At 45.1% G+C, this 20,409-nt stretch carries 16 protein-coding genes and 7 tRNA genes; 3 read left to right on the forward strand and 20 right to left on the reverse strand.

Annotated elements, in window-relative coordinates; translation table 11 throughout:
* The first annotated feature begins 166 nt into the window (after positions 1-166).
* Positions 167-2,056 (forward strand): serine hydrolase domain-containing protein, encoded by a 1,890-nt coding sequence (locus ACESZH_RS19585; protein WP_373218568.1) that lies wholly within the window; start codon positions 167-169, stop codon positions 2,054-2,056.
* Positions 2,057-2,108: 52 nt separating this feature from the next.
* On the opposite strand, the gene ACESZH_RS19590 is transcribed toward ACESZH_RS19585, so the two are convergent.
* The 13 genes from ACESZH_RS19590 to ACESZH_RS19650 all read right to left on the reverse strand — a co-directional run bounded on the left by ACESZH_RS19590 (position 2,109) and on the right by ACESZH_RS19650 (position 19,113).
* Positions 2,109-3,713 carry a xylulokinase gene (locus ACESZH_RS19590; protein WP_373218570.1) on the reverse strand — a complete coding sequence of 535 codons (1,605 nt, stop codon included), beginning with the start codon at positions 3,711-3,713 and terminating at the stop codon, positions 2,109-2,111.
* A gap of 138 nt (positions 3,714-3,851) precedes the next feature.
* On the reverse strand, positions 3,852-5,351 hold the full coding sequence (gene araA, locus ACESZH_RS19595; RefSeq protein ID WP_373218571.1) for an L-arabinose isomerase: 1,500 nt from the start codon (positions 5,349-5,351) through the stop codon (positions 3,852-3,854).
* Positions 5,352-5,391: 40 nt separating this feature from the next.
* Complete coding sequence (locus tag ACESZH_RS19600; protein ID WP_373218573.1) at positions 5,392-6,426, reverse strand: sugar ABC transporter permease YjfF; 1,035 nt, start codon at positions 6,424-6,426, stop codon at positions 5,392-5,394.
* Between the two features lies 1 nt (position 6,427).
* Positions 6,428-7,477, reverse strand: a complete 1,050-nt coding sequence (locus ACESZH_RS19605) for an ABC transporter permease (RefSeq protein ID WP_373218574.1) — start codon at positions 7,475-7,477, stop codon at positions 6,428-6,430.
* Positions 7,477-8,991 carry a sugar ABC transporter ATP-binding protein gene (locus ACESZH_RS19610; protein ID WP_373218575.1) on the reverse strand — a complete coding sequence of 505 codons (1,515 nt, stop codon included), beginning with the start codon at positions 8,989-8,991 and terminating at the stop codon, positions 7,477-7,479. The genes ACESZH_RS19605 and ACESZH_RS19610 overlap by 1 nt, the downstream gene beginning before the upstream one ends.
* A 149-nt stretch (positions 8,992-9,140) precedes the next feature.
* Complete coding sequence (locus ACESZH_RS19615; protein ID WP_373218576.1) at positions 9,141-10,124, reverse strand: ABC transporter substrate-binding protein; 984 nt, start codon at positions 10,122-10,124, stop codon at positions 9,141-9,143.
* A gap of 171 nt (positions 10,125-10,295) precedes the next feature.
* Positions 10,296-11,771, reverse strand: coding sequence for a sensor histidine kinase (locus ACESZH_RS19620; RefSeq protein WP_373218577.1), 1,476 nt, complete (start codon positions 11,769-11,771; stop codon positions 10,296-10,298).
* 6 nt (positions 11,772-11,777) lie between these two features.
* Positions 11,778-13,409 (reverse strand): response regulator, encoded by a 1,632-nt coding sequence (locus ACESZH_RS19625; RefSeq protein WP_373218578.1) that lies wholly within the window; start codon positions 13,407-13,409, stop codon positions 11,778-11,780.
* Positions 13,410-13,439: 30 nt separating this feature from the next.
* Positions 13,440-15,179, reverse strand: a complete 1,740-nt coding sequence (locus ACESZH_RS19630; RefSeq protein WP_373218579.1) for a M56 family metallopeptidase — start codon at positions 15,177-15,179, stop codon at positions 13,440-13,442.
* Between the two features lie 30 nt (positions 15,180-15,209).
* A complete protein-coding gene (locus tag ACESZH_RS19635) occupies positions 15,210-15,593 on the reverse strand; it encodes a BlaI/MecI/CopY family transcriptional regulator (RefSeq protein WP_373218581.1) in 384 nt (127 codons plus the stop codon).
* A gap of 135 nt (positions 15,594-15,728) precedes the next feature.
* Entirely contained in the window at positions 15,729-16,808 is a 1,080-nt protein-coding gene (locus ACESZH_RS19640) for an SH3 domain-containing protein (protein WP_373218583.1), read from the reverse strand.
* Positions 16,809-16,906: 98 nt separating this feature from the next.
* On the reverse strand, positions 16,907-18,178 hold the full coding sequence (locus ACESZH_RS19645; protein ID WP_373218585.1) for an MFS transporter: 1,272 nt from the start codon (positions 18,176-18,178) through the stop codon (positions 16,907-16,909).
* A 194-nt stretch (positions 18,179-18,372) separates the two neighbouring features.
* Positions 18,373-19,113 carry a TetR/AcrR family transcriptional regulator gene (locus ACESZH_RS19650; protein WP_373218587.1) on the reverse strand — a complete coding sequence of 247 codons (741 nt, stop codon included), beginning with the start codon at positions 19,111-19,113 and terminating at the stop codon, positions 18,373-18,375.
* Between the two features lie 33 nt (positions 19,114-19,146).
* Between ACESZH_RS19650 and ACESZH_RS19655 the strand changes: the two genes are divergently transcribed.
* Positions 19,147-19,350, forward strand: a complete 204-nt coding sequence (locus ACESZH_RS19655; protein ID WP_373218589.1) for a hypothetical protein — start codon at positions 19,147-19,149, stop codon at positions 19,348-19,350.
* Positions 19,340-19,516 carry a hypothetical protein gene (locus ACESZH_RS19660; protein WP_373218591.1) on the forward strand — a complete coding sequence of 59 codons (177 nt, stop codon included), beginning with the start codon at positions 19,340-19,342 and terminating at the stop codon, positions 19,514-19,516. Before ACESZH_RS19655 ends, ACESZH_RS19660 begins: the two co-directional genes overlap by 11 nt.
* Positions 19,517-19,717: 201 nt before the next feature.
* Here the strand turns inward: ACESZH_RS19660 and ACESZH_RS19665 are convergent.
* From ACESZH_RS19665 to ACESZH_RS19695, 7 genes are all read right to left on the reverse strand, one after another.
* A tRNA-Lys gene (locus tag ACESZH_RS19665) sits at positions 19,718-19,790 on the reverse strand.
* 43 nt (positions 19,791-19,833) lie between these two features.
* Positions 19,834-19,906 (reverse strand) — tRNA-Phe (locus ACESZH_RS19670).
* A gap of 5 nt (positions 19,907-19,911) precedes the next feature.
* Positions 19,912-19,985 (reverse strand) — tRNA-Met (locus tag ACESZH_RS19675).
* Positions 19,986-20,002: 17 nt separating this feature from the next.
* Positions 20,003-20,075, reverse strand: a tRNA-Thr gene (locus ACESZH_RS19680).
* 60 nt (positions 20,076-20,135) lie between these two features.
* Positions 20,136-20,217 (reverse strand) — tRNA-Tyr (locus ACESZH_RS19685).
* A gap of 7 nt (positions 20,218-20,224) precedes the next feature.
* A tRNA-Val gene (locus ACESZH_RS19690) sits at positions 20,225-20,297 on the reverse strand.
* A 37-nt stretch (positions 20,298-20,334) separates the two neighbouring features.
* Positions 20,335-20,408 (reverse strand) — tRNA-Asp (locus tag ACESZH_RS19695).
* Position 20,409: the final 1 nt, after the last annotated feature.

The raw sequence follows: 20,409 nt of genomic DNA on the forward strand, positions 1-20,409 counted from the left end.
TGCCATGGCCCTGAATTATGTTTGTAATTTATGTCAATACTCGGTATAATATAGACACTTAATAAGCCCGTGCATCCGCTCAGGGCAGATTTCGCAGCCATGGTACATTTGAAAATATTCGCTGACACACTAACAATCCTGCACACGAAAAGGAAGGACTGATTTTATGGCAAAAGAGCAGCTTGCAGTTGTAGAACTGATCACCAATACGATCCTGGGAAAAACAGAGGCATCCGGTCGCGTAGACTTTTTCCCGCAAAAGCCGAAATTCCCCTTTGAGGAACCCTATGAACAGCCATTTCCCCGGGAGACCCCCGAAAGCCAGGGCATTTCCTCCGACCATTTGGCAGCATTGATCCGCGCCCTCGGTGCGTCAAAATATACGGATATGCACCATCTCATGATTCTCCGCCACGGCAAGGTCATCTGTGAATGCAGCTTTGCTCCATACCGGAACGGGATCTGGCATATCACCCATTCCATGTGCAAAAGCATCACCGGAATGGCGATCGGAATGCTGATAGACGAAGGACAGCTCGCCCTGGACGAAAATATCTATAAAATTTTTGAAGACAAACTGAATCCTCTGGTAAAAATTTTCCGTCCCACCATCACAGTGGAAAATCTTCTCACTATGACCAGCGGTGTTTCTTTTAATGAGTCCGGGATCATATCCGGTAATGACTGGCTCGGCAGCTACCTGAATTCCACCATCACCGGACACCCCGGCGAAGCCTTCCAGTATAACAGCCTGAATACTTATGTCCTCTCTGCCATCGTCACAGAGCGCACAGGACTTACCCTGACAGAATACCTGGAGCCCCGGCTTTTCGCTCCTCTGGGAATCACAAAATACTTCTGGGAAACCTGCCCGAAAGGAATCACCAAGGGCGGCTGGGGACTTTTCCTCTGTGCCGAAGACATGGCAAAGCTTGGTCAGCTTTACCTTCAGAAAGGAATCTGGAACGGTCAGCAGGTTGTTCCCGCCTGGTGGGTGGAAGCCTCCACTGCAAAACATCTGGAAAGCATAGAAGGTACCTTCGGATACGGATATCAGATCTGGATGGAACAGCGCCCCGGAAGCTTTGAGTTCAACGGAATGCTGGGTCAGAATGTGATCGTCTATCCGGATATGGATATGGTCATTGTGACAAACGCAGGGAATAATGAGCTTTTCCAGAACTGTGTCATGTTGAATATTATCCGAAAGTATTTTCCACGCAAATTCCAACCGGAAACCGTCCTTCCGGAAAATCCCTGCTCTCAGGCCATGCTCAGGCGGCTGATCGCAGAAATGGGAAACGGCACACGGGATGCGCTCTCCATCAAAAAGGGCGGGTGGAAAAAGAATTCCCTTGGTATCCGTAGAAAATCCTGGAACATCCAGAAGGACATTCCAATGCCTGACCCAACCGCCTGTATGAGACTTCTGAACGGACGGCAATATGAGCTTTATCCACAAAGCATCGGTCTGTTCCCGTTACTTATCCAGGTTTTCCACAACAATATGACCGAGGGATGCTGCGGCCTGTCTTTTTCTTATGAAAAAGGAGAATTCTCCGTAAGCTTTCAGGAAGCGGAAGAATGGCATAAAATCCCCGTTGGCTTTGGTAAGGCAAAGGAAACATGGCTGACACTGCACGAAGAGAGCTATCTTCTCGGTACCCGCGGCTGTTTCACCACGGATGAAAATGGTTCTCTGGTACTGAAGCTGGAAATGGCCTTTCTGGAAGAATGTACCACAAGAAAAGCCAGCATATTCTTCCTGGATGATGAGATCAAGATACGCTGGCTGGAAACGCCAGGAAAAGACATGATCATGGAAGGACTTGAATCCGTAACAGAGGAGCTTTCCAACCACTTCCTGTACGGAGCCTTGAAAGAAAAGAACGGCATCGAGGTTCTCCATCGCCTGATGGAGCAGACCATTGAGCCTGTTGTAACGGGCTACCCAGCCCAGCCGCCTGAAGCTGGCGATGAATCCGCTGCATCTGAACCACAGGAGCCCGCCTGCGAAGCCGACACCTCCGGTTCACCGGAATCAACTTCTTTTTAAATTCAATGACACCCGGTACCGAAAAGCACCGGGTGTCTTACTTATCTATTTTTTACCAAATCTCACTGTCCACCGCTGCCCGCTCAATGGAAACACCCTTCAGGTATCTTTCCATATATACGTTAAAGCCTTCCACTCCTTCTGGCTTCGGATCCAGAGTGCTGCCCTCATTTCCTGCAAAAACTTTGTTATCCAGGAAATCCTCCAGGGTTTCACCCTCTTCCTTATTCACCAGATAGGAAGCCAGCACCGCAATACCCCATGCACCGCCTTCCCCTGCTGTTGACATGACCGATACCGGGGCATTCACTGCGTCCGCCAGGATCTGCTGTCCTACGCCCTCTGTCTTAAACAGACCGCCGTGTCCCAGCAGCTTGTCGATTTTTACATCCTCTTTTTCTGTCAGGATGTTTAAGCCCACGCGCATTGCTCCAAGGCAGGTATACAGGTTGTTTCTCATAAAGTTTGCCAGAGTAAATTTACTCTCAGGAGAACGGACAAACAGAGGACGGCCTTCCTCAAATCCGGTCATATGCTCTCCGGAGAAATAGCAGTAGGACAAAAGTCCGCCGCAGTCAGCATCCCCCTCCAGAGCCTTATTGTAAAGTGTTCCGAACAATTTGTTCATATCCACTTCCATACCCATGGCTTCTGTAAACTCTTTGAAAATATTTACCCACGCATTCAGGTCAGAAGTACAGTTGTTGGAATGTGCCATCGCTGCCGGATCACCTGCCGGAGTAGCTACCATATCAATCTCTTTATAAGGTTTGGAAAGCTCTTTCTCCAGTACGATGGTTGCAAATACAGAGGTTCCTGCAGATACATTTCCGGTGCGCTGCTTTACGCTGTTGGTAGCGATCATTCCCGTTCCTGCATCACCCTCCGGCGGACACATAGGAATGCCGGCCTCAAGCTTTCCGGTAACATCCAGAAGCTTCGCGCCCTCCTCTGTCAGGCAGCCCGCATCCTGTCCTGCCACCATAACCTGCGGCATAATGTCACGCAGCTTCCACGGGAATCCATAAGGCGCGACCAGCTCATCAAATTTATCAACCATTCCCTGGTTGTAATCCTTTGTGGTGCTGTCAATCGGGAACATACCTGCGGCATCGCCAATACCCAGAATTCTCTTTCCGGTCAGTCTCCAGTGGATGTAAGCCTCCAGAGTAGTCATGTAATCAATATCCTTCACATGCTCTTCACCGTTTAAGATCGCCTGGTAAAGATGGGCAATGCTCCATCTCTGGGGAATATTATACTGAAACAGCTCCATCAGCTTCTCAGAAGCTTCTCCGGTAATATTATTTCTCCAGGTACGGAAGGGAACCATCAGTTCACCAGCCTTGTTGAAAGGCATATAGCCGTGCATCATGGCGCTGATTCCCAATGCGCCGACTCTTGTCAGCTCCACTCCGTATTTTTCCTTTACGTCCTTTGCCATGTCCTGATAGCTTCCCTGAAGTCCTTTGTGGATATCCTCCAGGCTGTAGGTCCAGACACCGTTCTCATAACGGTTTTCCCAGTCATAGCTTCCTGATGCGATCGGCTGGTTCTCACCGTCCACAAGAACAGCCTTGATCCTGGTAGAACCGAACTCAATGCCCAGCGCTGTCTTATTGCTTAAAATTGCTTCTTTTGCTTCGCAAACACCCATGGTAAATCCTCCCAATCTTCCTGAACCTGCTGCCGTTCACAAAGTCAAATACCCCGCAACATTCACCAAATGCGTGTGCAAGCACCCGCGCTTGGCTCATTGCTCGCGGGAATGAACGGCAGCGCGATCCTACAGCTCTTACTTTCTGTAAGCAAGGCTGTTCCATCTCAGTTCATTTTTGAAATTTCTTATCGTTGTATCCTTGTCAATGTAGACAGCCTCAATACCCATGGCGTTTGCCCAGTCACCCATCTGCTCCGCGGTGAGGTCATAAGAGAATGCTGTATGATGTGCACCTCCTGCCAGAATCCATGCCTCTGCTCCTGTTGCCAGATCCGGCTGCGGAGTCCAGAATGCGGTACCAACCGGAAGCTTCGGCATCGGTTTTTCCACCTTCTTGCACTCTACATCATTAATGATCAGACGGAAACGGTCTCCCAGGTCAACCAGGGAAGTCGCGATTGCAGGGCCTGCTTTTGATGTAAATACAAGTCTTGCCGGGTCTTCTCTCTCGCCCATGGAAAGCGGGCATACCTTAATGCCGATCTTACCCTCGGAAACAGTTGGGCATACCTCAAGCATATGGGCCTGCAGGATTCCCTCTTTTCCCGGAACCAGGTTATAGGTATAATCCTCCATAAAGGAGGTTCCCTTTGCATCCTTAACACCAGCAGTCATGATCTTCATGAGACGTACCATTGCTGCCGTTTTCCAGTCTCCCTCAGCGCCGAAGCCATAGCCTTTTTCCATCAGCCTCTGGATTGCAAGGCCGGGAAGCTGTTTCAGTCCGCCTAGATCACCGAAGTGGGTAACAATTGCCTGGTAATTCTTTTCTTCCAGGAATTTCTCAAAACCGATCTCAATTCCTGCCTGAACTGCTACATGACGTTTGAATTCTTCCGGGTCACGCCCCTCAAGAAGAATCTCATATTTATCATAATATTCTTCCACCAAAACGTCAATATCGCTTTGCTTTACATCATTCACATATTCCACGATCTCATTAACCGGATAAGCATCGATCTCCCATCCAAACTTGATCTGTGCCTCTACCTTGTCGCCTTCCGTAACTGCCACGTTTCTCATATTGTCGGCTACACGGCACACACGGATATGGCTGCTCTCCATAATACCGATTGCTGTGCGCATCCAGGATGCCAGTCTTTCCTGAACCTTTTTGTCAGCCCAATGTCCCACGATGACCTTTCTCTCAATGCCCATTCTGGTGACAATATGACCGTACTCCCTTCCGCCGTGAGCAGACTGGTTTTCATTCATGAAATCCATATCAATGGTATCATATGGGATTTCCTGGTTAAACTGTGTATGTAAGTGACACAGTGGCTTTCTGTATTCCTTCAGGCCAAGGATCCATGATTTTGCAGGGGAAAAGGTGTGCATCCAGGTAATGATACCTGCACATTCCTCATCTGCATTTGCCTCATTAAAGGTCTTTCTGATCAGTTCATTTGTGATCAGGGTCGGTTTCCATACTACCTCAAACGGCAGCATACCGGACTTATTCAGCTCCTCCACAATGATCCTGGAATGCTCTGCAACCTTCCGCAGACACTCATCGCCGTACAGATCCTGTGAACCTGTACAAAACCAAAACTTATAATTTCTTCCTGTTTCCATGTCCAAACCCTCCACATAAAAATCAATTATTCCGCTGCGCTTAATGTTTTCTCTTCTCTTTCATTGCTGCGAAAACACTCTGCATAACAATAAAGAAGCAAAGCAGTGCTGCAATGGTAATTCTTGTCCACCAGGAAGACAGTGTTCCCTGGAAGGTAATAAATGCTTCAATGGTACCCTTGATCAGTACGCCGAACAGGGAGCCGAATACGTTTCCTACACCACCAGTCAGCAGCGTACCGCCGATTACGGCAGACGCAATGGCATCCATCTCCAGACCCTTTGCCTGCTCTACGAATCCTGCACAGGTATTAAGACAAAACAGGAAACCGCCCAGACCGCAAAGCGTGCTGCTTAAAACATAAGCTTTCAGCTTTGTTTTTCGCACATTCAGCCCCATCATAAGTGCAGACTGTTCATTACCGCCTACTGCATAGATGGAACGGCCGAATTTTGTATAGCGGAGCATGATAAATACCAGTACAAGAACGATCAGTGCAATAACTACACTCGGATAAATATACGGGTAGATCATAATTCCTTTTCTGTTTACGTATCCTCCAAACGGAAAATAAATCTTAAATTTCGCCCAGGATAAAAAAGTTTCGTTGGAAATACTGATCATATCCGTAGATACGATCGCAGTCATACCTCTGGCAAAAAACATACCTGCCAGCGTAACGATAAACGGCTGGATGTCCAGATAAGCAACCAGAAATCCCTGTACCAGGCCAAACACAACGCCCATCACAAGAACCAGAATGGTTGCCGGGACAGCGCCTATCCCTTTGATCTCTGTCATCCACGCAAGAAGCATACAAGTTAATGCTACCACAGAGCCAACGGAAATGTCAATTCCGCCTGTGATCATTACAACTGTCATTCCGGCAGCAATTACGATCAGACCTGCATTGGAGATAAACAGGTTCAGGAAGTTCTGAACCTTTCCGAATCCCTGCTCACTAAAGATCACCATACCAGCAATATACATAACAAAAAACAACGCAATGGTAATTAAAAGCAGGAAGGAATTTCCATCAATTTTTCTTTTCATTTTTGTTGGTTTTGAACTCATCTTATGCCACCTCGCTTCCGCTTACTGCCTTCTTGCCCAGCTTATGCTTATTAAGCCATTTCTTAAGCTGAGGAGACTGTAAAGATACAATGATAACAACCACGATTGCCTTATATACAGGCACCTGGTCAGAGGATACGTGCATCGCATACAAGGTGGTGGTCAGCGCCTGAATGGTATAAGCACCGATTACAGAGCCCATCAGAGAAAACTTACCGCCGCCAAGGGAGTTTCCGCCCAATGCAACTGCAAGAATTGCATCCAGCTCCATGTTAAGGCCAATGTTGTTTGCATCTGCCGAATAAATACGGGAGCTTGCAACCAGCCCTGCAATACCTGCCAAAATTCCGCCGAAAAGGTATGTCAAAAAGATGATCTTGGAAGATTTCAGTCCTACCAGACGGGAAGCCTTGGCATTAATACCAACTGATTCAATATAAAGTCCAATTGCTGTGCGTTTCAGTATCAGAAGGGTAATGATCACTACCAGCATTGCCATGAAAAACGGCACCGGAAGAGGAAGCCCCTTTATACTGGAACCCAATACCTTGTACTGGTCTACACGTACATAAGTGATCTGTCCCTTGGTGATCAGCTGTGCAATACCTCTGCCTGCTGTAAACAGGATCAGTGTTGCGATCATTGGCTGTATTTTCAGCTTTGCAACCAGTAGCCCGTTGAAACAGCCGCAGATACCAGCAACTGCAACACCAGCCAGAACTCCCAGGATGTATGGGTTGCTGTATTCGCTTACAGACTGCTGCCCGCCGGAAAGCACATTACAGGTAACGGCTGCTGCCACTGCCATAACAGCGCCTACGGAAATGTCGGTACCGCCGGAAGCCGCAACCATCAGAGTCATGCCAACAGCCAGGATCACAAGCTCACTGGCACGGTTAATAACATCAATAATATATCCGTAAAGCATTCCGTCACGCACGCTGATTGAGAAAAAGTCAGGTGTTGTGATCAGGTTTACAAGAAGCACAAGCGCCAGACACAACAGCGGCAGGAACAAACGATACTGTGTTAATTTTTTCAGTTTACTCATTATTCTGCACCTCCTGCAATTGCTTTCATAATGGAGGACTGGTTCAGCTCGGATTCCTCCAGCTCGCCTACCTTCATTCCATCACGGAGAACAGCCATACGGCTGCAGGTACGGATCATCTCCTCCACCTCAGAGGAAATAAAGATCACGCTCATTCCCTGCTCTGCCAGCTCCAGAACCAGCTTCTGGATCTCTGTCTTTGTACCAATATCAATGCCTCGGGTCGGCTCATCCAGGATCAGGAAATCCGGATTGGTCAGAAGCCATCTTCCCAGGATCACCTTCTGCTGGTTACCACCGGAAAGCTGCTTAATAGGAGTTTCCCGGTCAGCCGTTTTGATCTGCAGGATCTTAATATATTTATCTGTAAATTCCTCCTGCTCTTTTTTGCTCAGAAGCTTAAACATACCTCGTTTTGCCTGAAGTGCAATAATGATATTTTCACGCACAGACAGGTCCGCGATAATACCTTCCTCTTTTCTGTTTTCCGGAAGATATGCCATGCCGTTCATCATCGCGTCAATCGGCATATTTACCTGAAGCTTTTTGCCTTTTACAAACAGCTCACCTTCATCCGGTTTGTCTGCACCGTAGATAGCACGTACCAGCTCAGAACGTCCGGAACCTAAAAGTCCGGTCAGACCGATAACCTCACCTTTATGTACGGTCAGGTTAAACGGACGGATCGTTCCCTTATGACCTAGCATTTTTGCCTCAATGACCACCTCATCGCTGACCTTCGTCTCCTCCCCTTCTTTTTTCAGCGCTGCCAGATCATCAAAATCTTTACCCATCATCTTAGCAACCAACTGTACACGCGGAAGCTCTTCAACCTTATATTCTCCTACCAGCGTACCGTTTCTGAGAACCGTGATCCGGTCGCAGACTGCATATACCTGCTCCAGGAAATGGGTAACGAAAATAATACCTACTCCCTGTTCCTTTAGCCGTCTCATCAGTACAAACAGCTTTTCTACTTCATCATCATCCAGAGAAGAAGTCGGCTCGTCCAGGATCAATACCTTTGCAGACATGTCAACTGCACGGGCAATTGCAAGCATCTGCTGGATCGCGATAGAATAATTTTCTACTGCCATAGATACGTCAACATGAATATCCAGGCTCTCCAAAAGCTCAGACGCCTGTTTTTTCATGGTTGCCCAATCAATAAATCCGCCTTTTCTCGGTTCACGTCCAATATAAAGATTTTCTGCCACAGATAAATTCGGACACAGGTTTACCTCCTGATACACGGTACTGATTCCGTTCATCTGTGCTTCCTGCGGAGAACGGTTAATGATCGTACCGTCTTTTCCGTCAATCCTGATCTCTCCAGTTTCAAATTCTTCTACGCCGGTCAATACCTTAATAAGTGTTGATTTACCGGCACCATTCTCTCCCATCAGAGCATGGATCTCGCCCTTGTGCAGGGTAAAGTCCACATTCTGCAAGGCCTTAACGCCCGGGAAGGTCTTGTATATATTTCTCATGGTAAGAACTACACCTGATTCCATATGGTCCCGCCTCTCTTTTCATTTCTATGACATCTAAAAACTGTGCGCATCCTGCGCTTCCTACGTCACAAAAGAAATGGAGAGCGGAGGTTTTTCGGCCTCCGCCCTCCGCACCTTAATTTAATACATCAATCTCATTATGGTACTAATTAATATGCACGCTCTGCCATAATGGTTTCCAGATCCATAGATGTATCGAAGTATGCTTCGTCAACGTACTGGATTTTTTCAACTTCTTCGCCAGCTTCCAGTTTCTGGATGATCTCGTCTACACGTGGTCCGTGAAGCGGGTTGCACTCGAATGCTGCGTTTAAGTCACCAGCGATCATTGCTTCGAAAGCAGCCTTTACAGCGTCAAAGGAGATAACAATGATGTCGCCCTCTGGTCCGCAGGTCTTTCCAGCAGCTTTGATCGCGTCGATAGCGCCAAATGCTTCGTTGTCGTTCTCACAAACAACTACGTCAATGTCGTCATAGGATTTCAGGAAGGATTCCATAACTTCCTGGCCTTTAGCCTGTGTAAACTCACCGGACTGCATATCTAACATATTCCAGTTCTCATGCTCTTTCAGGATGTTTCCGAAACCTTCGGTACGTCCAACCTGTGCGGATGCTCCGATGGTACCCTGAATTGTAACAAGGTTAATATCCTCATCGCCGCGTCCCTGTGCTTCCAGGTAATCAGCAAGCCATTTGCCGGCGTCTTCGCCTTCTTTTATGAAGTTTCCGCCTACCCAGCACTCATACAGGGAGTCGTCGGAAACGTCCATCATTCTGTCGGAAAGGATAACCGGAATACCAGCTTCTTTTGCTTCTTCCAGAACAGTTTCCCAACCAGTTTCCACTACAGGAGCCACTACGATGTAATCAACATCCTGCTGAATAAAGGAACGGATTGCTTTAATCTGGTTTTCCTGTTTCTGCTGTGCGTCATCAAAAATCAGTTTGTAGCCATTTTCTTCTGTAAATGTAGATTTAAAGGATTCTGTGTTTGCAGTTCTCCAGTCAGACTCTGCACCAACCTGTGCATAACCAACAACGATCAAATCGTCCTCTGCCTGAACAGTCATTGCTGTTCCAAGAGATGCAACCATTGCTGCAGATAATGCTACTGCTAAAACTTTCTTCTTCATTTTGAGAACCTCCTTTTATTCTATGTGCTTTGGGTGTCTCACTCCCTTAGCTGATGACTACATTCTATCAGAATCACAGCAGGAATCTACGGAAAAAAGCAAAGTCTTGGTTGGTTATTTTTGGTTTTTCTGAACTTTTAAAAAAATCGGTGTGTTTTCTTTTGATAAAGGTTAATTTTTTTTCGGTATTCTTACCGTTACTTTCGTACCTTCTCCTTTTCGACTTTCAAACTCCAATCCGTAACGGTAACCATAATTCATCCGGATACGCTCCTCAACATTGATCAGACCAAAACCGCTGTTTTCATTGCTTGATTTCTGTTTGATCTTCTGTCTCAGGCTGATCAGCTCCTCCTCTGTCATGCCGATCCCGTTGTCGCATACCTCAAAAACAATATCATCTCCATCCTCAAATCCATTGATATTAATTATTCCTTTGCCCCGCTTGTTCTTGATTCCGTGATACAAAGCGTTCTCTACCAGCGGCTGCAGGGTGAGCTTCAAAATGCTGTATCCATACAGCGACTCATCAATGGAAATTTCATAATCCAGAATATCCTCATACCGGAAATGCTGGATGTTTAAATAACTTTGGATATGCGTTTCCTCTTCCCGAATCGTAATATAATCCCGCCCGCCGCTCAGCACGGTGCGGAAAAATTCAGACAAAGATGTGGTCATAGCAATAACCTCTTTATCCTGCCCATCCTCCGCCAGCCATACGATCGTATCCAGCGTATTATATAAAAAGTGCGGGTTGATCTGCTCCTGCAAAAGCTTCAGCTCCGTATCCTTCAGCTTCATCTGTTCTGTTTTGATATCTTCAACCAGATTTGCGATCTTATATCTCATCCTGTCAAAACGATGTACCAGAATCTGTATCTCATCGTCCGACGGAATAGGCGGCTCTGCGGAAAAATCACCCTTTTCCATCTGCCTTGCCGCATCGCAGAGTGCATTGATAGGTACCGTGACACTTCGAATGGTTCTTCGTGATGTCCAGAATACAATTCCCACAATTCCCACCAGGAGCAAAATGCTTATGGAAATAGCCTGTGCCGTCTCTTGTTCAATGGTATTTTTAAGGCGTTCCAGGCTAAGGGTCTCATAATATATATATTTCTGTATGTAATTTTGTATCAGGGAGGTTACACCATGGACATCATTTTCCCACATAGATTGATTATCCGAATAATTAGATGGTGTACCCAAATTTTTCTCGATCTTCATTAAAACATTTTCCAGCGTATTCAGACAGGACAGGATTCCCTTAATCTGAAAGGTACTATCGTCTGCCGTGACTGTCTCCCGCATGCTTTCGAAATGCTCTCTGGCATCATCGATCATTCCATATGGATTTTTGACCAAAGTAGCATACCGTACATCTTTTCCGTCCAGAATATCTCCTTCTTTCAGGTCGTCTAGTGAAATAGACCCGATCACCACCCTGTATACCGCATAATTCATTTCTTTTTCAAAATTTACGTTATACTCATTTGCTTCCGTGATATTGGTAACAATCTGGCTGTAGGATTCTGTAAACCCTCTCAACAGCACCAACACACTGATCACCATGATCAAAAGCGGCACAATAATAGAAAAAGAGAGGATGAACAATCTCTTTTTTAAGGAAATGCTGCGTTTCACTTAAATTCACCCCTCTTTCCGTTCTCCCCGGTAATCCTTTGGTGTAAGGCCCTGGGTCTTTTTGAATATATAGCTGAAATAGTGCGCATCCTTGTAGCCCACATCATAAGCAATCTCCGCAGTTTTTTTGCTGGTACAGCGCAAAAGCTCCCTTGCTTTTTCCATACGGATCTCTGTCAGATATTCCGTAAAGGTACTGCCTATTTCCTGACGGAAAATCGTACTGAAATAGCTTGGGCTGATACCAACATGGGATGCAACCATATTCAATGAAATTTCATTGCTGGAATAATTCTGTTTTACATATTTCTGTGCCTCCTCCAAAAGACGGCTGTATTTATCCTGTGAAAGAGAATCACGAAGCTTCATAGCCGCTGTAAACAGCTCCTTCATATATTGAACCATCTGCTCCGTTGAATGAATCCGCATTTTGATTTCTTCCACATCACCGAATTTGTCCATCAGCTCCTGGGCGCCGCTGTCCAGACCTTCCAGAAATTTTGACACACAGAAAAACATATCTACCATCAAATACTGACGGAACATCAGGGAGCTATAGCTTCCCACTCCGATTTTTTCAAAATACGTATCCAGAAACGGACCTGCCTCTTCTACATCTCCTACTTTCAGAAAGTCTTCAAGAAGCTTTCTATCCATATTGGAAATATTGATGTCCTTCAAATCCTCATTTTCTTTTTGTGAGGCTTCAATACGATGCAGCTCGTCCGCTGTAATGATCTGGTTTGGTTCCATAAAAAAGCGGGCGGCAAACAGCCGGTTTGCCGAAAGGAATGACTGGCGCACGTCGCCAAGCCTCTGTACCGTATTACCAATTCCCCCGAAATAACGCAGGCTCTCTTTTTTATCATGAGCAAAAAGGCTGTCCAGATATTCCTTAAGCCCCTGGATCAAGTCAGAAAACTCATCCTCATCTTCACTTCTTACAAGAAGGAACCAGCCTTCGCCCCAGCGCTTAAAGTAATAGATACACTCCTGATGCTCCAGGAATTCTTCTACCTTGCTCTCCATCTCCACCAGATGCTCCTGATAGGTATTTCCCACAGAAGAAGAGATGATTTTCAAAAGAATGACCGTATAAAATGAAGCAGTCAGATCCAGGCCAAGCTGCCTTCCCCATTCCAGGATTTCAGCCGTAGAAAGAGAATTATCCGCAAGCGCATAAAACAGCTTCGCCTTATCAAGCTCCAGATTTTCCTGATTCTCCCGTTTATATTCCTCCAGAAGCTTTTTCTGCGCCTGCTCCTCCCGGATGATCTCTCCCACTCTCTTAACCGTTTCCAGAAGCTTATCAGAGCTGATCGGTTTAAGCTGGTAATCCGTAACACCAATAGAAATAGCTCTTTTCGCGTAATCAAATTCATTGTATCCGCTTAAGATAATAATTTTCGTGTTCGGCATTTCTTTTCTGATAATTGATGCCAACTCCAAACCATCCATAAAAGGCATTTTGATGTCCGTGATAACAATGTCCGGCTTGATCTTTTTTATCATGGGATATGCCAGTTCTCCATCGGATGCCTCGCCTGCAAATTCAAATCCCTCTTTTTCCCATGGTATATTATTTTTGATTCCTCTTCTGATGATTGCTTCATCTTCTACTAAAAAAACCTTTAACATCACAGCATCCGTCCTTTTATCAATAAATGCTTAATTCTGATACCAGATAGTTCCATCCGGACCTGTATAGGTTCCGTCTCCGTTATCTGTGTAAACGCCTCTGGCACCATTTTGCCATACGCCGTCCGCTCCCAGATACAGGCTTTGTGAATTAAGCCCGCTTTCGTCTGTAACGGAAGCTTCCGCCTGCGCACTATCACTGGGATTTGGCGGTCCTTGTTCTGTCCAGACACTTCCCGTCCCGGCTTCTACCCATTCACCGCCGCCGTTTGCATAATACTGCTGCCATCCTCCATCATACCAGTTGCCATCCGTTGCCCTGTATACATAGGTAGCACTATTTCCGCCGTTTCCATAAACCGTTACACGTTCATCCGTAAGAGTAGGATTCTGCGGCTCCTCCATCTGTGATGTATCTGCAGTGTCATCCGCAGACGATGGATTCTCAGCCCCTTCCTGCTGTGTATCCGCTTCTTCGTTCCGAACCTCCGTCACCTGTTCCGTCCTGCTGTCCGCTTCGGAATCCGGCAAAGCATGGGTATTTTCCTGATTTTCCTTGTTTTCCCGGATAGATGGCACCATGGAAACAGCCTGTCCCGAAGCTTTTCCTTCCGGTGTCCCAAATTCACCGCCATCACTCTCCTGCCCCGCACCGGTACTCATATCAGTTAATCCCCTGGCCTCCGGCTGGAAATCCACCAGATTTCCTGCCATTACCGGGATATCTCCTATGGAAATGCCCACAAGTACATGGGATACCGCCATAACCACTGTCAGCAATATTGCCGGAAAAAGCTTTTCCTTTAAGGATTTCAGGTTTCTCATATACAGAATGCGATCCTTAAAAACCTGCTTGCTGTCGCTTAAGCTTACAGACAAATATGGTACGTGATTCTGGGTCGCCGCTATTTTCAGCAGCAATTCCCCGTATCTCCTGCATTCCTGCATACTGTAATTGACCGCCATTTTCCCATCGCAGAGATTCTCAATATCCTTCTCCGCCTCACGCTGCATCCAGTAAAGCGCCGGATTGAACCAGTAAATAGTGGTGACAACGATCATGAGCATCTTGTACCACAAATCCTTCCGGATATAATGAGACAGCTCATGGGAAAAGATAAATTCCAGTTCCTCCATCCCATAAGATTCCACCGGAACATAAAGCCCTGGATTTCTCAGACCAGCCAGCATAGGTGAGGACAAGCCCTCGCAGACCAGCAGCCTCGGCGGATTCTTTATATGTTTTTTCCTGCATATGTAAAAATACAGCTCCAGAAGCTTATCATTATCTGTCGGGTAACTCCATCTCATCATGCTGTGAAGAGAAAAATAATATTTCATACCTCTCACAGCCCCGAAAAATATAATTCCTGAGATCCAAATAACCGCCATTGCTTTCAAAAGGCCATACAGCGATATTTTCGGTGATGAAAGCTCAATAACCGAATTCTCCTGTTTTACAGAAAGCACGGCTTCAGGCTCTGCATGTGTTTCTGATGATCCATTATTTCCCGTCTTTCCCGAAACAGCAGTGTTCACTATCTCCGATGCCTGCTGCCCCGTCTCCGTCCTGCTGATCTGTAGCTTTACCGGACTTTTTGATGAAAAATTAAATGGCAGCAAAAGAAAGATCATGATGGCAAGCCACATGTAATATTTCCACTTTGAGGAATACTTCCCCTTTGCAAAGCGCGCAAAAATCATAGCCAACATGATCATGACCGCTGCAATAACATTCATTTTCAAAATGTGAAACATATACGCTTCCATCTGCCAGTTCCTCCGCTGCCAATTTCTCTATTATTTCTCTTCCATTTCCTCTAAGAAGTCGTGAAGTTCTTTGATATCGTCCTCATCCATTTTCTTTCCCTGATAAAGTGAAGCAACAAATCTCTTCAATGAATTTCCATATAATTTTTCCAGAACGCTTTTGCTCTCATTCTGCTGATACTCTTCCTGGGAAATTAGTGGGGTATAAAGGTTCATTTTTCCCTGTTTTGTAACTGAAACAAAATTCTTTTTTTCCAGTCTTGTCAACAGCGATAAAATCGTAGTTGGCGCCAGTGCCTTTTTTTCATTTACTACCCGCTCGATCTCACTTCTGCTCATTGGCGGTTCATATTTCCATAAAACCAGCATAATATCAAGCTCTGAATCCGGCAGGCGGCTGATTGTTTTTTTCATTCTGATTTCCCCTTTCTGATCGCTTACAATGCTAAAAAGGATTCTTTTGTTTATATGCTACCCTTGTAGTAGATAAATGTCAAGAATCCTTTAGATTTTTTATGAAGTTAAAGTTTACTGTCCCAAATGCTAAGATCAACCGACCTCATACCACACAGTACCGTCCGGGCCTGTCCAGGTTCCGTCTCCATTATCTGTATAATCGCCGCCCGCAATATTGCTCCAGGAGCCAGCGCCGTCACCGTAAAGTGTCATGCTGTTGTAACCATCCTCATCCTCCACCACAACTTCCTCTTCCGCACTGTCGCCAGGTGATTCCGGAGCCTCCTCTGTCCAGGTGGTTCCGTCTGTAGTCAGCGTCCACATACCGGAACCATTGGGTGAATACAGTCTTCCGCTGCCATCATACCAATTTCCGTTGGTTGATTTATATACGTATGCCGCCCCATCGCCGTTTACAGAATAAAGCGTTACACATTCATCAGTCAACCCGATATTTTTCTGCTCTGCTGTGGATGGAGAACGAGAAATGTACTCTTCTGCAGCATATCCTTTCTTTCCGTTATAATCAATCTGATACCAGGATGCCCCATCTTTTCCCGATGCCACATATCCTGTAACAGAAACAGTATCCTCTAAGTAAATCTGTCCCAAAATATCTGAATTTACGGTGCAGTCGCTGCGCACATTAACCTGGGTTCCCTTTACCCATCCAGTAAAGCTGGTTGATTCCACACCGGAGCTTCCGCTTGATCCGGTTTTTTCCGTGCTTCCTGATGCTTTGCCGGATGATCCGCCTGCTGTACCGGACGATACTTTTACGGCTTTCTTCGTTCCATATTTGTTAATGACTGTACTCTGAACTGACTTTTGGATTTCTGGAAAGCTGTCCTGTTTTGCAGCAAAGCCTGTAATAATAAATACTTCATCCGTTGTAGAAATAATATTCTGGCATGTCTGCGCATAATTGCTGTCAGCCACTGTAATTGCCGGAAGCTGCGCTCCATTGCTGTAATGCTGCACAACGATTTTATTTTTCCCATCAGTCAAAGCCATAACCGCATCCTTAGCCTGTGTCTCACCCCAACCCTTATCCGGCGCTTCAATCGTCATCACACCATCCTGTGTCTTAAACTCCTTCGCCCAGACAGGTGTACTTATTGCCAGTCCTGATGCTATAACCAAAATCGCTAATAATTTTCCATTTAATTTCATATCATAATCTCCCTTCGATCATTTCCTTTGCTGCCGGATCCTAGGCGCTCTTTTTTTCTACATTTGTAGTAGTTGTGTTTATTCTACACTTGTAGTAGTTATTTGTCAATATATATTTCTACATTTGTAGTAAAAAAATTTTTAAATATATTTTTCGTGCTGATGGAAATAATTAAAGAGACTATACCAGCAAACAACACTACAACAAACTCAAATCCTTTACATATCTCAAACAAAACTCCATACAGGGCATTTCCTAATGGCTGCGCACACATAGAAACCGTAAGGATTACCGCTATAACCTTTCCAATCAGATTTTGCGGCGTTTCTGTTTGGACAAAGGACATCATCTGCACGGAAAAAACCGTTGAAAATATCATAATAATAAAACAGCATACGGTCATAATGATATAATTGAGCATTCCGGAACGAAACAGCATGAGTGCCGCTCCCATAGGAAATACGCAGACAGCGCAGGCGCTTAACAGATTTCCTGCCTTTTCTACAGTCAGCTTATTTGCAAAAATACCTGCGCAGATGCCGCCAGCCAACCCTCCTGCTGCCAGAATTCCCTCAGCAAAGCCATACAATTTGTTTGCCTGCGCTGCTCCTAAATCCAATACTTCTGTTATCATATACGGCATTCCCACAATGATCATTGCAGACAAAAACAAATTGATTCCACAAACCACAAGCATTCCTTTTCCAACAGCAGGTTTTTCTTTTCGAATAAATCGGATACTTTCCGAAAAATCCGCTTTTACAGTTCTCCATATATTTCCGTTGGTGTCCTGTCTCACAAATGGTATTTTAATAAAGATTTCCATAATTGCTGACATTAAAAAGCATACCATACAAACCCACAGCACAGGTTTTACTCCATATGCACTATACAGGATCCCGCCCAATACAGGGCCCATTAAAGATGCAAAAGAACTGATCGTATTGATGATAGAATTTGCCTCCATAAAATACTCCTGGCTGACCAACGCCGGTATACTTGCCTGCACAGACGGTTGGTATGCCCCTGCGATACCATAGAAAATCATTAATGTTACTGCCAGTAAAAAAATAAGATTTACTCGATTCATCAGCAAAGAAAATATCAGGATAACTGCCGCCGTGAAAAAATCTAAAAATACCATAATATTTCTTTTATTCACCCTGTCCGCAACAATGCCCCCTATAGGAGAAAGCAGGATAGCCGGTATAAATGCACACGCTGTCACGATTCCATAAATCATGGAAGAGCCTGTCTGATTTAACAAATACAACGGCAAAGCAAATCTTATTGTTGCATTACCAAACAAAGAAATAATCTGACCAATTACCACTAATGTAAAATCCTTAGAAAATAGTTTCTGATTCATTCTCTAACCTCCTGTTACAATGAATTTATGGTTAATACCCCTAGCCAATAAGAAATTACCCATCTTTTATATCTGTTGCCTTACATTCATATCCGTTACCTACAATTCTTCGTTTTTAAATCCTTGGCATTTTTAATACCGAATGACGGTATGTATTAATTCAAAAATATCTGCCCATATTTCAGGGCAGAATTTTATTTATTTTTTTGATATATAGATGTCAACTCCTGCAATCTGTTCAGCATTTCCTCGTCCACAATATCCAGACCAAAACCCTTCAGCATTTGGCTGAACACCATAAATTTACAATAGGACTCTTCCTCTGTATTATCAAATATCATGGGATTCATCCAAACATTTGCTGCCAGCAGGATCAACTCAGCTAATTGCTCCGGGTAATCTGTCTGAATGGACCCATCTGAAATTCCCTGTTTAATAATGGGCAAAATATAGTTTGGTGCAGCTTCATATATGGTATCATGCAGTAAGCTAAAAAGGAGCTTCGGATTATTATTAAAACTAGGCGCCACCGTAAAGATATCATCCTGTACAGGCCGGCTAATGGATTCTTTAAAAATAGTTTTTAATTTTTCTTTTCCGCTAAGATCAGAACGGTCACGAATAACTGCAAGCATTTGATTAGACTCCTCTGTCATTCTGTCCGTTACTGCCATCAAAATCTCCTCTTTTGACTTAAAGTGGTGATAAATGGCACCTTTACTCAGCCCTCCTAAATTGTCGATAATATCCTGAATAGAGGTGTGCTCATATCCCTTCTCCATAAATAGCTGAAAAGCAACATCTAATATCCGATTAACCGTCTCTTCCGGATGTTTATTTCTTGCCATTGATTTTTCATCTCCAAACATACTATCAGTATGTTTTAAATTTATCATACCAATAGTATGTTTGTCAAGCCGTATATTATATTTCATTTCACACATACTAATCAAAAAGGAGGTATCATCATGCCAGATAAATATTCAACCATTACCAATTATCCAAACGCTTCGAATCTCATGACGGGTACGCCCAAAACAGAAGGCGGCGAATATGACGATGGTAACATTCCGGAAATCGATCTTCCAAAGGATTCCTGGATCACAGAACCGCTTCCGGAATCCACCAGACCGCGCAAGGATGGCCCCGGAGGTGACGGTGATGATCAATAATGAAGAGTTACCCATCGGCTTCACTATGGAGCTGGCACAGCATTCAGATATCCTGAACCGCTTTTCTAAATTGTCTAAGCAGGAACAAGAATCCGTTATAAACGGTGCCCGTAACATCAATTCCCGAAATGAAATGCGGAATTATGTAGAATCTATTTTTAACTGAAATCGAGAAGGCGGCGGTGATTAACCGCCCCCTTCTCACACCACCACACGTAACGTTCGTGCTGAATTTTTGAGACAGTTTTGAGACATTCTGGTTTTAATGAGGAATTTTCGGGACATCTACATACCATTTACTTTCCATTACTTCCAGTAATGAAAAATAGCGGAAATCCCCAAACAAGGATTTCCGCCATTTTTCAACTGAGGCATCGGGGATTCGAACCCCGGACAACTTGATTAAAAGTCAAGTGCTCTACCGACTGAGCTAATACCCCACATTTCTTATTATTTGCAATGCACATTTTCATACATTGCAAATGCCCAGAGCCGGAATCGAACCAGCGACACGAGGATTTTCAGTCCTCTGCTCTACCAACTGAGCTATCTGGGCATAAGTAGCGGGAACAGGATTTGAACCTGTGACCTTCGGGTTATGAGCCCGACGAGCTTCCAGACTGCTCCACCCCGCGGCAATATTTAATTCAAAAGCCGATGATCGGACTCGAACCGATAACCTGCTGATTACAAATCAGCTGCTCTGCCAATTGAGCCACATCGGCGTGCCCTACGGCATTTCAATGATAAATCATTGAAGTAGATGAAGAAGTTTTCTTCATCAATGGATGGAGAAGGATTCGAACCTTCGAAGGCGTTGCCAACAGATTTACAGTCTGCCCCCTTTGGCCACTCGGGAATCCATCCATATTGATGGGGCCTATAGGGCTCGAACCTATGACCCTCTGCTTGTAAGGCAGATGCTCTCCCAGCTGAGCTAAGACCCCATTATGCACTTGACTAACTTCGTTAGCTTCATGCTAACGACCCAGAAGAGACTCGAACTCTCGACCTCCGCCGTGACAGGGCGGCGCTCTAACCAACTGAGCCACTGGGCCA

The sequence above is a fragment of the Ruminococcus sp. 5_1_39BFAA genome (assembly GCF_964240875.1).
Taxonomy (GTDB): Bacteria; Bacillota; Clostridia; order Lachnospirales; family Lachnospiraceae; genus Blautia_A.